Genomic DNA, 14,653 nt, shown 5'->3' with positions numbered 1-14,653 from the left:
GTTGATCAGTGGTGATCTTCGTGCGCAGCACTCAGATAAACCACGGTCAGCACCATGAAAATGAACGCCTGCAGCGGAATGACCAGGATGTGGAAGATAGCCCATGGCACGTTGAGACCCCACTGAACGTAGAAGGGCAGCAGCGCGATCAGGATAAACACCACTTCACCGGCATACATGTTGCCGAACAGACGCAGGGCCAGGCTCAGCGGCTTGGTCAGCAGGCCGATGATTTCCAGGAACAGGTTGAAAGGAATCAGCGCCCAGTGATTGAAGGGGGTGAACGACAGTTCCTTGGTAAAGCCACCGATACCCTTGACCTTGATGCTGTAGAAGATGATCAGCAGGAACACGCCCAGGGAGATACCGAAGGTACCGTTAGGGTCGGCGGTGGGGACGATCTTGAAGTAGGGCAGACCCATGGCATGGGCCAGGCCAGGAATGTAGTCGACCGGGATCCACTTCAGGCTGTTCATCAAAAACACCCAGACGAAGATGGTCAGGGCCAACGGCGCAACCAGCGGGTTCTTGCCGTGGAAAGTGTCCTTGACGATGCCCTGGACGAACTCGATGCACATCTCGGCCATGTTCTGCAGGCCGGTCGGTACGCCGGTGACGGCGCGCTTGGCGGCAATGCGGAACAAAGTGATGAAGATCAGGCCCATGAACAGGGACCAGCCCAGAGTGTCCACATGGACAGCCCAGAAGCCCATCGCTTTCACCTCTTCCGGGGTCTGGGCAATGATCCAGCCCTTATCCGGATGAGAGCCGTAGACCAGGTTCTGCAGGTGATGCTGGATATATTCTGCTGGGGTATCAGCCATAAACGCCTCAAACGGTCCAATGCTTCAGAAAACTTTCATGAGTAGGGGGGCACAGGCTGCTGCCAGAAGGCCAAGCAGATAACCGATGAACAGCTGCATCGGTGCAAGTGGTTCAACCCCTACGAACGCCAGTGCAAACAGCACCGCCGTGATAATCCATTTACCCATGGCCCCGGCCCAGATCGACTGGACGATGGCTCGGGCCGAACGCGCGCCAAAGTAACGAAAGGCCTTGAATGCGAAATACGCGTTGGCCAGCAGGGCGATCAGCCCTCCCAGCAATGCCGAATAGGCCGCAACCCATCCGCCACTGACGGCAAAAATCACTGCAATCACAGCCGTCACGATGGCCTGAAGAATCAGGATCGGAAAACCTGGCTGACGATGAAACGGGACCTTACTGGGGATGCCCATCGACCTCTCCCTGCAAGGTGCCGAAGCTCGGCCCGTAGCCGACAAAATTGCGCGGGGAGTATAGGGTTCAGCCTGCGCCCGATCAACCGTGCTGTAGTAGGAGTGAAGTAGGACTACAGACTGAATTGTTTCAACGAATGTGCGCCAGTACACCCTGCAATTCGTCGAGGGAGCTGTAGCGAATCACCAACTGCCCTTTGCCCTTGCTGCCGTGCTTGATCTGCACGGGCGAGCCCAGACGCTCTGCGAGCTTCTGCTCCAGGCGGCTGATGTCGGGGTCGGCCTTGGCTTTGGCCGGGGCAGGTTTGGCGCTCAGCCACTGGCGCACCAGGGCCTCGGTCTGACGAACGGTCAGGCCACGTGCGACAACATGTCGCGCGGCTTCGACCTGCTGTTCGAGGGGTAGACCGAGCAGCGCACGAGCATGACCCATCTCCAGATCGCCATGGGCGAGCAGGGTCTTGATCTCCTCCGGCAAGGCGATCAGGCGCAGCAGGTTGGTGATGGTGACGCGCGATTTGCCCACGGCATCGGCGACCTGTTGCTGAGTCAGCTCGAATTCCTGCTGCAGGCGCTGTAGGGCCACGGCTTCCTCGATCGGATTGAGGTCTTCGCGCTGGATGTTCTCGATCAACGCCATGGCGATGGCGGCTTCATCCGGCAGCTCACGGACCATGGCCGGAATCTTGTCCTGACCGGCCAGTTGGCTGGCACGCCAACGGCGTTCACCGGCGACGATCTCGAAACGACCACCACCGATGGGGCGCAGGACGATGGGCTGCATCACGCCCTGGGCGCGAATGGAGGCGGCGAGTTCTTCCAGAGCGGTCTGGTCCATGTCACGACGCGGCTGGTACTTGCCACGCTGGATCAGCTCCAGGGGCACGTATTGCAGTTCACGGGTGTCGACCTGGGCGGCCTCTTCCTGCAGTGCATTGACGGAGTTGCCGCCGAGCAGTGCGTCCAGACCTCGACCCAGACCTCGTTTCTTCGCAGCCATGCGGATGTTCCTTAAGCGGTAGCGGTTTTCGCGGCGGCGCGCTGACGGCGCACCAGCTCGCCGGCCAAAGCCAGGTAGGCGATGGCCCCACGGGATTGTTTGTCGTAGACCAGCGCCGGCATGCCGAAGCTCGGTGCTTCGGCCAGGCGCACGTTGCGCGGAATCACGGCGTCATACAGCTTGTCGCCGAAGTGTTCCTTGAGCTGAGCCGTGACGTCATTGGTCAGGCTGATGCGCGGGTCGTACATGGTGCGCAGCAGACCTTCGATCTGCAGCTTGGGATTGAGCAGCTGGGCGATGCGCTGGATGCTGTTGACCAGGTCGGAAAGCCCCTCGAGCGCGTAGTACTCGCACTGCATGGGGATGATCACGCCATCGGCGGCGACCAGGGCGTTGATGGTCAGCATGTTCAGCGATGGCGGGCAGTCGATGAGGATGTAGTCGTAGTTCTCGCGGATCGGCGCCAGGGCATAACGCAGGCGGCTTTCCTTCATCTTCATTTCCAGCAGGGCGACTTCCGCGGCGGTCAGGTCACGGTTGGCCGGCAGCAGCTGGTAGCCACCGTGCTCGGAGAACTGCATGGCCTGGCTCAGGTCGCATTCGCCGATCAGCACGTCGTAGATCGAGTGCTCTAGACCATGCTTGTCGACACCGCTGCCCATGGTCGCGTTGCCCTGCGGGTCGAGGTCGATCAGCAGCACGCGGCGCTTGGTCGCCACCAGAGAAGCGGCCAGGTTGATGCACGTCGTGGTTTTGCCCACGCCGCCTTTCTGATTGGCGATCGCGAATACCTTGGCCATCTTCTTTCCCCTTAGACCGAGCGACGCAGTATCAACAGATGGCGCTGGCCTTGGCAACCGGGAACCCGCAACACATGCGTGGCGCTGAGACGGAAGTCCGTCGGCAGGGCCTGCAATTCGTCATCCGGGTGCACGCCTTTCATCGCCAGCCACTGGGTGTCGACGCTGCCAAGGTGACGCGTCCAGTTGCTGAAGTCTTCCAGGCTGCTGAACGCGCGCGAGCTGATGCCATCGAACGGCTGCTCGGGGCGATAGGCTTCGACCCGGCTGTGGACAACCTCGAGGTTGGCGAGTTTCAGCTCCAGCTTCACCTGGACCAGAAAACGGGTTTTCTTGCCGTTGGAGTCGAGCAGGGTGAAACGCCGCTCGGGGAACATGATCGCCAGCGGCACGCCGGGCATACCGCCGCCACTGCCGACGTCGAGCCAGTTATCCCCAAGCTCGGCCACGAACGGCACTACCGACAAGCTGTCGAGCAAGTGGCGCGACACCATCTCGTCGGGATCGCGCACGGCGGTGAGGTTGTAGGCCTTGTTCCACTTGATCAGCAGGCCCAGATAGGCGAGCAGTTGTTCCTGCTGCTGCGCGCTGAGTTCGATACCCAGTTCGCGGGCACCCTGCAGCAGTTCTTCGGCGTGACGCTGAGTGACCGACATCAGGCGCTCTGCTCCAGCTTCTGTCCCGCGCTGCGTTTTTTCAGGTGAATCAGCAGCAGGGAAATAGCCGCCGGAGTGACCCCAGGGATACGTGAGGCCTGACCGAGTGTCGCCGGGCGAGTGTTGCCGAGCTTGAACTGGATCTCCTTGGACAGCCCGGAGATCGAGGCATAGTCCAGATCATCCGGCAGCTTGGTGTCCTCACTGGCCCGTAGCTTGGCGATTTCGTCCTGCTGGCGGTCGATATAGCCGGCGTACTTGGTCTTGATCTCGACCTGCTCGGCCACCTGGTTATCCACAACCGGCGCGTCGGTCAGCTCGACCAGGGTGGCGTAGTCGATCTCCGGGCGAGCCAGCAGGTTGAGCAGGTTGTATTCGTGGGCCAGCGGCGTGCCGAAACGTGCGGCGATGGCATCGCCCTGCGGCGTGCCCGGGCGCACCCAGGTGCTCTTCAGGCGCTGCTCTTCCTGCACGATGCCTTCACGCTTGGCCTCGAAAGCGGCCCAGCGCTCATCGTCGATCAGGCCCAGCTCGCGGCCTTTCTCGGTCAGGCGCAGGTCGGCGTTGTCCTCGCGCAGGATCAGCCGGTATTCGGCGCGCGAGGTGAACATGCGGTACGGCTCCTGGGTGCCGAGGGTGATCAGGTCGTCGACCAGCACGCCGATGTAGGCTTCGTCACGACGGGGGCACCAGGCTTCTTTGCCCTGCGCGCGCAGGGCAGCGTTGCAGCCCGCCAGCAGGCCTTGAGCACCGGCTTCTTCGTAGCCGGTAGTGCCATTGATCTGGCCAGCGAAGAACAGGCCGGCGATGACCTTGGTTTCCAGGCTGTACTTGAGATCGCGCGGGTCGAAGTAATCGTATTCGATGGCGTAACCGGGACGCACGATATGCGCGTTCTCCATGCCACGGATGCTACGCACGATCTCCAGCTGCACGTCGAACGGCAGCGAGGTAGAGATGCCGTTGGGATACAGCTCATGGGTGGTCAGGCCTTCCGGCTCGATGAACACCTGGTGGCTGTCCTTGTCGGCGAAGCGGTGAATCTTGTCTTCGATCGACGGGCAATAACGCGGGCCAACCCCTTCGATCACTCCAGAGTACATCGGCGAGCGATCGAGGTTGGCGGCGATGATCTCGTGGGTACGCGCGTTGGTGTGGGTGATCCAGCAGCTGATCTGCTTGGGCTGATGTTCACGCTTGCCAAGGAAGGACATCAGCGGCGTGGGGGTATCGCCCGGTTGCTCGGTCATCACTGAGAAATCCACCGAACGACCGTCGATGCGTGGTGGCGTACCGGTTTTCAGGCGACCGACGCGCAGTGGCAACTCACGTAGGCGATGCGCCAGAGCGATGGAGGGCGGATCACCGGCACGGCCGCCGGAGTAGTTCTGCAGACCAATGTGGATAAGTCCGCCGAGGAATGTGCCTGTGGTCAAAACCACGGAATCCGCATGGAACCTGAGGCCCATCTGGGTGACCACGCCTTTGACTGCGGCGTTTTCCACAATCAGGTCATCGGCTGCCTGTTGAAAAATCCACAGGTTGGCCTGGTTTTCCAGAATCTCGCGTACCGCAGCCTTGTACAGCACGCGGTCAGCCTGTGCACGCGTGGCGCGAACGGCTGGGCCCTTGCGGCTGTTGAGGATACGGAACTGGATGCCGCCCTTGTCGGTAGCGATGGCCATGGCGCCACCCAGGGCATCGATTTCCTTGACCAGATGGCTCTTGCCGATCCCGCCAATGGCCGGGTTGCAGCTCATCTGGCCGAGGGTCTCGACATTGTGGGTGAGCAGCAGGGTCTTCACGCCCATGCGTGCCGCAGCCAGGGCTGCTTCGGTACCGGCATGACCGCCACCGATCACGATCACGTCAAAACGGGAAGGAAAATCCACCACGCACCTCGTGCCTGTTGAGAAGGGGTCTGAAAGAAAGGCGGCAAGTATAGGGACTTAAGCCTCTTGAATGAAGCCTTCTGCACAAAAAATAGCCAGCAGATTGGCTGTGTTCCTCTCTCCTCGAGCCTTTACCTGATGACCCCTTCCTGATGAAAAGTACGCTCAGGCTTATAAAGAATAGAAAAGAGAGATTTTTTATAAAGCTTGTTCTTTATGTTTATGTATAGAGGGAGCCTTTTCTGTGGATAAAGCTTTACAAGCCCTGCGGCTACTGGTGTACAGCGAATAATAAGCCTGTGTTATTCCTGCTCGGTTCCGCTGGGCAAGCTGCTGAATCACTGTGGATGAAAGTGCAGGTTACCCACAGGGGCAGTTACGCCCAGCTTTGTCATAGGGTTATGGGCAGGGTTCAGGGCCTGTTTTCCACAGGGTTTATTTCGCTATGAATAACTCTTCGGAACACCCGCAATCCGGCTGAAAACCGGGCATTGGCACGGTGCCGTGTTAGCCCTCAAGGGGCCTCAAGCTTATGTAAGGTGGGCTGGGCGAGCCGACGATTGCCATCGGTGTCAGCCCGAGACGCAGCCGGTGTCTGGGCTGCATTTCGTAGCCCGGATGAAATCCGGGTAGGCAGGAAGAGGCGTATTGACGGCGCGACCTATGCTCTTTTTGCGGATAAATCCGCTCCTACAGGCTAGCTGTGGATAAGAGGGCGGTGAGTGCAGAGTGCCTGAGTATTTGCTTTCACTTGCCAATACAGAAGCTGGAGAAGATGCGCCCCAGCAGGTCGTCGCTGCTGAAGGCGCCGGTGATCTCGCCCAGGGCTTGCTGGGCCATGCGTAGGTCCTCGGCCAGCAGTTCACCCGCGCCCATCAGGGTGAGTTGGTTGCGGCCGTGCTCGAGGTGCTGCTCGGCCTGATGCAACGCCTCAAGATGACGGCGGCGGGCGCTGAAGCCGCTCTCGGCGGTCTGTTGATAACCCATGCAGGCCTTCAGGTGTTCGCGCAGCAGATCGAGGCCATCGGCAGATTTGGCTGACAGGCTGAGGGTGACGTGGCCATCGGCGCTGGTTTCAAGTGTTACTGCCTCGCCGGAGAGATCGGCCTTGTTACGGATCAGGGTGACGTGTGCCGGATCCGGGCGCTGCTCCAGAAACTCTGGCCACAGGGCAAAAGGATCGGCGGCTTCCGGCGCGGTGGAGTCCACTACCAACAACACGCGATCGGCTTCGCCGATGGCCTTGAGCGCGCGTTCCACGCCGATGCGTTCGACCTGGTCGTCGGTATCACGCAGGCCGGCGGTGTCGACCACATGCAGGGGCATGCCATCGATGTGGATATGTTCGCGCAGCACGTCGCGGGTGGTACCGGCGATATCGGTGACGATGGCCGCTTCGCGCCCGGCCAAGGCGTTGAGCAGGCTGGATTTGCCGGCATTGGGCCGGCCGGCGATGACCACGGTCATACCGTCACGCAGCAGGGCGCCCTGGCCCGCTTCGCGCAAGACTGTGGATAAGTCGGCGCGCACGCTGTCGAGCTGGTTCAGTACATGGCCGTCGGCGAGAAAGTCAATCTCCTCCTCGGGAAAGTCGATGGCCGCCTCGACGTAGATGCGCAGCTGGATCAACGACTCGGTCAGCGCGTGCACGCGCTTGGAGAACTCGCCCTGCAGCGAACGCAGCGCATTGCGCGCGGCCTGTTCGGAGCTGGCTTCGATCAGATCGGCGATGGCCTCGGCTTGAGCCAGGTCGAGCTTGTCATTGAGGAAGGCTCGTTCGCTGAACTCGCCGGGGCGCGCCAGGCGTGCTCCCAACGCCATGCAGCGGCGCAGCAGCAGATCGAGCACCACCGGGCCACCGTGGCCCTGCAGCTCCAGGACGTCTTCACCAGTGAAGGAGTTGGGGCCGGGAAAGTAGATGGCCAGGCCTTCGTCCAGAGTCAGATCGCTCTCGCCATAGAACGGCCCGTGATGAGCAAAGCGTGGCTTCAACTCGCGTCTGCAGATGGCCTGAGCCAATTGACCGGCCAGTGGACCGGATACCCGCACGATGCCCACACCACCACGACCCTGGGCGGTAGCGACGGCGGCAATGGTGTCTCGGGCATGGTTCATGGCGGTTTACTCGATGTTTACGGGGCTAGTAGGCGCGAGGGAGAAGCTGTGGATAACAGCGATTCGCGAGCAGAGCTCGCTCCTACGACAAATGTTTGGATAGCAAAACGCCCCAATCATGGGGCGTTTGCTTGATGCTTGGAAGCCTTGGCGAATCAGGCGTTGGCCGGTTTCGCTGCCGCTTCGATCTTGCGCGTAATGTACCACTGCTGGGCGATGGACAGGCAGTTGTTGACCACCCAGTACAGCACCAGACCAGCCGGGAACCACAGGAAGAAGAAGGTGAAGATGATCGGCATCAGCTTCAGCACGCGGGCCTGCATGGGGTCCGGCGGCGTCGGGTTGAGCTGCTGCTGGATGAACATGGTCGCGCCCATGATGATCGGCAGGATGAAGAACGGATCCTTGATCGACAGGTCGGTGATCCACAGCAGCCAGGGCGCCTGACGCATCTCGACCGATTCCAGCAGCACCCAGTACAGGGCGAGGAATACCGGCATTTGCACCAGGATCGGCAAGCAGCCGCCCAGCGGGTTGATCTTCTCTTTCTTGTACAGCTCCATCATCGCCTGGGACATCTTCTGGCGATCATCTCCGTGCTGCTCTTTCAGCGCCTGCAGTTTCGGCGATACGGCACGCATGCGCGCCATGGAGCGGTAGCTGGCAGCCGACAGCGGGAAGAAGATCAGCTTGATGATGATGGTCAGGACGATGATCGACCAACCCCAGTTGCCGAGCACGCCGTGGATCACTTCCAGCAGCCAGAAGATCGGTTGCGCCAGGAACCACAGGAAGCCGTAGTCGACGGTCAGCTCCAGACCCGGGGACAGGGTGCCCAGGTGCTCCTGCAGCTTGGGACCGGCATAGAGAATCGCGCCAGTTTCGCCCTGCGCGCCGGCAGCGACCTGCACGGACGGGCCGGTGAAGCCGACGATGTAGTTACCCTGGCTGTCCTTGCGGGTCTGTACCAGGTTGGTGCTGTCCTTGTTCGGCACCCAGGCGGTGACGAAGTAGTGCTGCAGCCAGGCGACCCAGCCGCCCTGCACGGTTTCCTTGAAGGACTGCTTGTCGATGTCCTTCATCGACACCTTCTTGTACGGCTCGTCGGTGGTCCACAGTGCCGCGCCAAGATAGGTGGCGGTGCCGGTAGCGGTGGTCGAGGACGGGTCGCCGCTGTTGTCGCGCTTGAGCTGAGCGAACAGGTTGCCGCTCCAGGCCTGCTCGCTCTGGTTGTCGATCAGGTAACGCACGTCAACCTGATAGGCGGAGGGATCGATGCAGCCAGGCTTCTTCAGTTGTTGCTCACGCGCCGAGCACTGCGGGTTGAGGCCGCGTTTGAAGCTGTAGCGCTTGATATAGTTGATGCCGTTCTCGCTGAATGTGAGATCGACCACCAGGCTGTCCTGGCCTTCGGCCAGTTCGTAGTTCTGCTTCTCGCTGCTCCACAGGGAACGACCGCTGGATTTGTCCGGCGCGTTCTGACCGATCAGGCCGCTCTGCGCCAGGTAAGTACGCTCGTTGCCGTTGTCGAACAGCTGGAACGGAACGTCCGGGCGGTCTTGACGACGCGGGTACTGCGGCAGACGCAGCTGCACGATATCGCCACCACGCGGGTCGATGGCCAGGTCCAGCACATCGGTCTTGACGCGAATCAGCTCGTCGCTGACAGCGGCGGTAGGCGCAACGGCAGCAGCAGTCGGCTCGGCCACGGCAGTGGGAATGTCGTCGCCGCCAGTGCTGGCGGTTGCAGCAGGTGTGTCGGGCAGGGCAGGCGTCGCAGCGGTCGAGGTACTAACCTCGGCTGGCAAGGCAGCCTGGCCGTAGTCCTCGTTCCATTGCAGGACCATGAGGTAGGACACGACTGCCAGGGCGACGATCAGGATCGAGCGTTGGATATCCATGATTATTCGGCCATCGAAGGGGAACGGGATTTTTTAACGGGTGGAACCGGATCGAAACCGCCGGCATTCCAGGGGTGACAGCGACCGAGACGGCGCACTGTCAGCCAGCCACCACGCAGGAAGCCATGTTGTTCGATGGCTTCGTAGGCATAGCAGGAGCAGCTGGGATAGAAGCGACAATGACTGGCCATCAGCGGACTGATGGCGTAGCGATAAACCTGAATACAGGCTAGAGCCGCTTTACGCATGGGGATTGTCGCTTGTCCCGGGGGATAAGTCTGCGTCGCGACTGGGCCGGCTTCGGGCCAAGCGTTTCCAGAGTTTGCCGAACTGCTGAGCAAGTTCGCCATTCTCTAGATCACCTAGCCCTTTGCGGGCGACCACCACGATGTCCCAGCCTGTCAGGTTGTCCTGATTGAGGCGAAAGGACTCGCGGATTTGACGCTTGATGCGGTTGCGCTCGACGGCGAGCTTGACGCTCTTTTTGCCGATCACCAAACCTAGGCGGGGATGATCAAGCTGGTTATCGCGCGCTAGCAGCAGGACACTTTTGCCCGGAGCTTTACCGCTTGGGGAGTCGAAGACTGCCTTGAATTGCCGGGGAGTCAGCAGTCGCTTTTCCCGGCCGAAGCCTCGACTCACCACCTGTCAGGATGAATTAGACAGTCAGACGCTTGCGGCCCTTGGCGCGACGACGCGACAGGACGGCACGGCCGTTCTTGGTGGCCATGCGGGCACGGAAACCGTGGGTGCGAGCGCGCTTGATGGTGCTGGGTTGGAAAGTGCGTTTCATGGTGCGTTACCTGGGTGATCGACTAGGGTCGGAATGACCCTGGTTTAAAGAGACCGGCAATTCTAGAGAAAGCCGCGCGGTAGGTCAATTTCCAACCAACCTTATTCGCTAGATAGAAATAGAAAGGAGAAAAAGGGTTTAAAGCTCTTTTTCTATGTTTATGTTGAATGGTGCTGCCAGCGTCTGTGGACAACCCTTTGGCTGCAGCGCCCTGCTTGCTCATCCGGCGATGATAAGTCTGTCCAAAAGGCGTGGTTCCTCTGTGCGTGTCCTGCAGACAGCCTGAGGATAGAATGCCGTGTTACCCACAGCAGGGTTATCCGCCCGTTCATCCCCAGGCTTTTACAGAAGCTTATGGGGTGCTTATCCACAAGGCTCATGCCGCTACTGATAAGTCTGGTGAATGGAACTAAGGCTTTGATTTTGCTTGGCCATCTAGTCCCTGCTGTGTGGATAACTCGGTCGTTGGCCGTTACAATGGCGGCTGTTTTTGCATCGCCGCCTGGATAGGGGATAGTCAGTGTCAGTGGAACTATGGCAGCAATGCGTCGAGCTTTTGCGCGACGAGTTGCCGGCCCAGCAATTCAACACCTGGATCCGTCCTCTGCAGGTCGAAGCCGAAGGCGACGAGCTGCGCGTGTATGCGCCGAATCGTTTCGTACTCGATTGGGTCAACGAGAAGTACCTGAGCCGTTTGCTCGAGTTGCTCGGTGAGCGCGCTGGGGGTCTGGTTCCTGCGCTTTCCTTATTAATAGGCAGCAAGCGTGCAGCGACTGCCCGTGTCGCGCCAACGGCCCCTTTGCCTGCTGCTGCGCGTGCCGCTCAGGTTCAGGCCGCCGCATCCGTCAGCAAGCCGGTGCCGCCGCCTGCACAGCAGGAGCCGTCGCGTGCCAGCTTCGACTCCATGGGCGGCGCCGCGCCACAACCGCCGACCCCCGCGGTGGCGCCACGCACCGAACGTACCGTACAGGTCGAAGGTGGCCTCAAGCACACCAGCTACCTCAATCGCACCTTTACCTTCGATAACTTCGTCGAGGGCAAGTCGAACCAGTTGGCGCGCGCTGCCGCCTGGCAGGTGGCGGACAATCCCAAGCACGGTTACAACCCGCTGTTCCTGTATGGCGGCGTTGGCCTGGGCAAGACTCACCTGATGCATGCTGTGGGTAATCACCTGCTGGCGAAGAATCCTAACGCCAAGGTCGTGTACCTGCACTCCGAGCGCTTCGTCGCCGATATGGTCAAGGCGTTGCAGCTCAACGCCATCAACGAATTCAAGCGCTTCTACCGTTCGGTCGATGCGCTGTTGATCGACGACATCCAGTTCTTCGCCAAGAAGGAGCGCTCCCAGGAGGAGTTCTTCCACACTTTCAACGCACTGCTCGAGGGTGGTCAGCAGGTGATTCTCACCAGCGACCGCTACCCGAAAGAGATCGAAGGTCTGGAAGAGCGCTTGAAGTCGCGCTTTGGCTGGGGCCTGACCGTAGCGGTGGAACCGCCGGAACTGGAAACCCGCGTGGCGATCCTGATGAAGAAGGCCGATCAGGCCAAGGTCGATCTGCCGCACGATGCCGCGTTCTTCATCGCCCAGCGCATTCGCTCCAACGTGCGGGAGCTTGAAGGCGCGCTGAAGCGCGTGATTGCCCATTCGCACTTCATGGGCCGCGACATCACCATCGAGCTGATCCGCGAGTCGCTCAAGGATCTGCTGGCCCTGCAGGATAAACTGGTCAGCATCGATAATATTCAGCGCACCACCGCTGAGTACTACAAGATCAAGATCACCGATCTGCTTTCCAAGCGTCGTTCGCGTTCGATCGCCCGGCCACGTCAGGTGGCCATGGCATTGTCGAAGGAACTGACCAATCACAGCCTGCCGGAAATCGGTGTGGCCTTCGGCGGCCGCGATCACACCACGGTGTTGCACGCATGCCGTAAGATTGCTGAACTTAGGGGATCCGACGCGGACATCCGCGAGGACTACAAGAACCTGCTGCGCACCCTGACTACCTGATCAAATCAATGCAGCTCCACGAGGCAAGGGACTAGACCATGCATTTCACTATTCAACGCGAAGCCCTGTTGAAACCCCTGCAACTGGTCGCCGGTGTCGTGGAACGACGCCAGACGCTGCCGGTTCTGTCCAACGTCCTGCTGGTGGTCGAAGGCCAGCAGCTATCGCTCACCGGTACTGACCTCGAGGTCGAGTTGGTTGGTCGCGTCACGCTCGAAGATGCCGCCGAGCCGGGTGAGATCACCGTGCCGGCTCGCAAGCTGATGGACATCTGCAAAAGCCTGCCGAGCGATGCGCTGATCGACATTCGCGTCGACGAGCAGAAGTTGCTGGTCAAGGCCGGGCGCAGCCGTTTCACCCTGTCGACTCTGCCGGCCAACGACTTCCCCACCGTCGAGGAAGGTCCGGGGTCGCTGACCTTCAACCTGCCGCAAGCCAAGCTGCGCCGTCTGATTGAACGCACCAGCTTCGCCATGGCCCAGCAGGATGTGCGCTACTACCTCAACGGCATGCTTCTGGAGGTACAGAGTGGTCTGCTGCGAGCGGTTGCTACCGACGGTCACCGTCTGGCCATGTGCTCCATGGAAGCGATCATCCAGCAGGAGGGCAAGCATCAGGTCATCGTGCCGCGCAAAGGTATTCTTGAACTGGCTCGCCTGCTCACCGAGCAGGACGCCGAAGTCGCCATCGTTCTTGGTCAGCATCACATCCGTGCCAACACCGGCGAGTTCACCTTCACCTCGAAACTGGTCGACGGCAAGTTCCCGGATTACGAGCGCGTGCTGCCGCGTGGTGGTGACAAACTGGTGCTGGCGGATCGTCAGGGCCTGCGCGAAGCCTTCAGTCGCACCGCGATTCTGTCCAACGAGAAGTACCGCGGCATTCGCCTGACCCTGGCTTCTGGTCTGCTGAAGATTCAAGCCAACAACCCTGAACAGGAAGAGGCCGAGGAAGAGATCGTTGTCAACTATGCGGGCAGCGGCCTGGAGATCGGTTTCAACGTCAGCTATCTGCTGGATGTGCTGGGCGTGATGGGCACCGAGCAGGTGCGCCTGATCCTCTCCGACTCCAACAGCAGTGCCCTGCTGCAGGAAGCCGACAATGACGATTCTGCCTACGTTGTCATGCCGATGCGTCTTTAATGTCCCTAAGCCGTATCACGGTCACCGCGGTGCGCAATCTGCACCCGGTGACCCTCTCCCCCTCCTCCCGCATCAACATCCTTCACGGCGCCAACGGCAGCGGCAAGACCAGCGTGCTCGAGGCGATCCATCTGCTTGGCCTCGCCCGTTCCTTCCGCAGCACACGCCTGCAGCCCGTTATCCATTACGAACAACCCGCCTGCACCATTTTCGGTCAGGTGCAGTTGGCCGAGGGCGGCTCGAGCAATCTGGGTATATCTCGTGATCGTCAGGGTGAGCTGCAGATTCGTATCGATGGGCAGAACGCGCGTAGTGCTGCGCAGCTAGCCGATCTGTTGCCACTACAGCTGATAAACCCCGACAGTTTTCGCCTGCTTGAAGGTGCACCGAAGATTCGCCGGCAGTTTCTCGATTGGGGAGTGTTCCACGTGGAACATCGCTTTCTCGGCGCCTGGCAACGCCTGCAGAAAGCCCTGCGGCAGCGGAACTCGTGGCTGCGCCATGGTACACTTGACGGTGCTTCGCAGGCCGCATGGGACCGTGAACTGTGCAGTGCCAGCGAGGAAATCGACACCTACCGACGCGCCTACATTCAGGCCCTGAAACCGGTGTTCGAACGGACCCTGGCCGAGCTGCTGGAGTTGGAAGGACTGACCCTGAGTTACTACCGCGGTTGGGATAAGGATCGTGAGTTGAGCGAAGTGCTCGCCACCTCCCTCCTCCGCGACCAGCAACTCGGGCATACCCAGGCCGGACCGCAGCGCGCTGATCTGCGTCTGCGACTGGCGGGGCACAACGCGGCAGAGATCCTGTCGCGAGGACAACAGAAATTGGTGGTGTGCGCTTTGCGCATCGCCCAGGGCCACTTGGTCAACGAAGCCAAGCGTGGCCAGTGTATCTATCTGGTGGACGACTTACCGTCGGAGCTGGATGAACAGCATCGTCAGGCATTGTGCCGGCTGCTGGAAGATTTGCGCTGCCAGGTGTTCATCACCTGTGTAGATCATGAATTGTTGAGGGAAGGCTGGCAGACGGATACGCCGGTTGCCATGTTCCACGTGGAACATGGCCGTATCACCCAGACCCAAGACCATCGGGAGTGAAG

14 protein-coding genes are annotated in these 14,653 nt (G+C 60.4%); 3 read left to right on the top strand and 11 right to left on the bottom strand.

The annotated features are described in order from the left end of the window. Nucleotides 1–5: 5 nt before the first annotated feature. The 11 genes from atpB to rpmH all read right to left on the bottom strand — a co-directional run bounded on the left by atpB (nucleotide 6) and on the right by rpmH (nucleotide 10,395). Nucleotides 6–824, bottom strand: a complete 819-nt coding sequence (atpB, locus tag BM186_RS12385) for a F0F1 ATP synthase subunit A (protein WP_021487440.1) — start codon at nucleotides 822–824, stop codon at nucleotides 6–8. 24 nt (nucleotides 825–848) lie between these two features. Beyond that, nucleotides 849–1,238, bottom strand: coding sequence for a F0F1 ATP synthase subunit I (locus BM186_RS12380; RefSeq protein WP_045733559.1), 390 nt, complete (start codon nucleotides 1,236–1,238; stop codon nucleotides 849–851). Nucleotides 1,239–1,368: 130 nt separating this feature from the next. Further along, nucleotides 1,369–2,238, bottom strand: a complete 870-nt coding sequence (locus BM186_RS12375; protein WP_072425160.1) for a ParB/RepB/Spo0J family partition protein — start codon at nucleotides 2,236–2,238, stop codon at nucleotides 1,369–1,371. Nucleotides 2,239–2,249: 11 nt separating this feature from the next. Further along, on the bottom strand, nucleotides 2,250–3,038 hold the full coding sequence (locus BM186_RS12370) for a ParA family protein (RefSeq protein ID WP_072425159.1): 789 nt from the start codon (nucleotides 3,036–3,038) through the stop codon (nucleotides 2,250–2,252). Nucleotides 3,039–3,049: 11 nt separating this feature from the next. Continuing rightward, a complete protein-coding gene (gene rsmG, locus BM186_RS12365; RefSeq protein WP_162843935.1) occupies nucleotides 3,050–3,697 on the bottom strand; it encodes a 16S rRNA (guanine(527)-N(7))-methyltransferase RsmG in 648 nt (215 codons plus the stop codon). Further along, nucleotides 3,694–5,586 carry a tRNA uridine-5-carboxymethylaminomethyl(34) synthesis enzyme MnmG gene (gene mnmG, locus BM186_RS12360; RefSeq protein ID WP_074915578.1) on the bottom strand — a complete coding sequence of 631 codons (1,893 nt, stop codon included), beginning with the start codon at nucleotides 5,584–5,586 and terminating at the stop codon, nucleotides 3,694–3,696. The genes rsmG and mnmG overlap by 4 nt, the downstream gene beginning before the upstream one ends. 747 nt (nucleotides 5,587–6,333) lie before the next feature. Then, a complete protein-coding gene (gene mnmE, locus BM186_RS12355) occupies nucleotides 6,334–7,701 on the bottom strand; it encodes a tRNA uridine-5-carboxymethylaminomethyl(34) synthesis GTPase MnmE (protein ID WP_074915576.1) in 1,368 nt (455 codons plus the stop codon). 155 nt (nucleotides 7,702–7,856) lie between these two features. Continuing rightward, entirely contained in the window at nucleotides 7,857–9,602 is a 1,746-nt protein-coding gene (gene yidC / locus BM186_RS12350) for a membrane protein insertase YidC (protein ID WP_074915574.1), read from the bottom strand. Between the two features lie 2 nt (nucleotides 9,603–9,604). Then, nucleotides 9,605–9,850 (bottom strand): membrane protein insertion efficiency factor YidD, encoded by a 246-nt coding sequence (yidD, locus tag BM186_RS12345; RefSeq protein ID WP_072425154.1) that lies wholly within the window; start codon nucleotides 9,848–9,850, stop codon nucleotides 9,605–9,607. After that, the gene (gene rnpA / locus BM186_RS12340) at nucleotides 9,843–10,247 is read right to left on the bottom strand and encodes a ribonuclease P protein component (protein ID WP_036994791.1); all 405 of its coding nucleotides are present in this window, start codon (nucleotides 10,245–10,247) and stop codon (nucleotides 9,843–9,845) included. Before rnpA ends, yidD begins: the two co-directional genes overlap by 8 nt. 13 nt (nucleotides 10,248–10,260) lie before the next feature. Then, the gene (gene rpmH, locus BM186_RS12335; protein ID WP_003246698.1) at nucleotides 10,261–10,395 is read right to left on the bottom strand and encodes a 50S ribosomal protein L34; all 135 of its coding nucleotides are present in this window, start codon (nucleotides 10,393–10,395) and stop codon (nucleotides 10,261–10,263) included. 520 nt (nucleotides 10,396–10,915) lie between these two features. Between rpmH and dnaA the strand changes: the two genes are divergently transcribed. Genes dnaA through recF form a run of 3 tightly spaced genes read left to right on the top strand, consistent with a single transcriptional unit; the run spans nucleotide 10,916 to nucleotide 14,651 of the window. Beyond that, the gene (gene dnaA / locus BM186_RS12330) at nucleotides 10,916–12,406 is read left to right on the top strand and encodes a chromosomal replication initiator protein DnaA (RefSeq protein ID WP_074915572.1); all 1,491 of its coding nucleotides are present in this window, start codon (nucleotides 10,916–10,918) and stop codon (nucleotides 12,404–12,406) included. A 38-nt stretch (nucleotides 12,407–12,444) separates the two neighbouring features. Next, nucleotides 12,445–13,548: a DNA polymerase III subunit beta gene (gene dnaN, locus BM186_RS12325; protein WP_074915570.1), complete on the top strand. Its 1,104-nt coding sequence runs from the start codon at nucleotides 12,445–12,447 to the stop codon at nucleotides 13,546–13,548. Next, nucleotides 13,548–14,651, top strand: a complete 1,104-nt coding sequence (gene recF / locus BM186_RS12320; RefSeq protein WP_017676277.1) for a DNA replication/repair protein RecF — start codon at nucleotides 13,548–13,550, stop codon at nucleotides 14,649–14,651. Before dnaN ends, recF begins: the two co-directional genes overlap by 1 nt. Nucleotides 14,652–14,653 lie beyond the last annotated feature (2 nt).

Source organism: Ectopseudomonas toyotomiensis (assembly GCF_900115695.1).
GTDB lineage: Bacteria > Pseudomonadota > Gammaproteobacteria > Pseudomonadales > Pseudomonadaceae > Aquipseudomonas > Aquipseudomonas toyotomiensis.
The sequence above is the reverse complement of the archived record's forward strand: the minus strand, read 5'-3'. Positions and strand labels throughout refer to the sequence as shown.

Bases quoted from the DNA above. Each gene is read 5' to 3' on its own strand.
- atpB (WP_021487440.1), bottom strand. From the start codon at position 824: ATGGCTGATACCCCAGCAGAATATATCCAGCATCACCTGCAGAACCTG.
- BM186_RS12380 (WP_045733559.1), bottom strand. From the start codon at position 1,238: ATGGGCATCCCCAGTAAGGTCCCGTTTCATCGTCAGCCAGGTTTTCCG.
- BM186_RS12375 (WP_072425160.1), bottom strand. From the start codon at position 2,238: ATGGCTGCGAAGAAACGAGGTCTGGGTCGAGGTCTGGACGCACTGCTC.
- BM186_RS12370 (WP_072425159.1), bottom strand. From the start codon at position 3,038: ATGGCCAAGGTATTCGCGATCGCCAATCAGAAAGGCGGCGTGGGCAAA.
- mnmE (WP_074915576.1), bottom strand. From the start codon at position 7,701: ATGAACCATGCCCGAGACACCATTGCCGCCGTCGCTACCGCCCAGGGT.
- yidC (WP_074915574.1), bottom strand. From the start codon at position 9,602: ATGGATATCCAACGCTCGATCCTGATCGTCGCCCTGGCAGTCGTGTCC.
- yidD (WP_072425154.1), bottom strand. From the start codon at position 9,850: ATGCGTAAAGCGGCTCTAGCCTGTATTCAGGTTTATCGCTACGCCATC.
- rpmH (WP_003246698.1), bottom strand. From the start codon at position 10,395: ATGAAACGCACTTTCCAACCCAGCACCATCAAGCGCGCTCGCACCCAC.
- dnaN (WP_074915570.1), top strand. From the start codon at position 12,445: ATGCATTTCACTATTCAACGCGAAGCCCTGTTGAAACCCCTGCAACTG.
- recF (WP_017676277.1), top strand. From the start codon at position 13,548: ATGTCCCTAAGCCGTATCACGGTCACCGCGGTGCGCAATCTGCACCCG.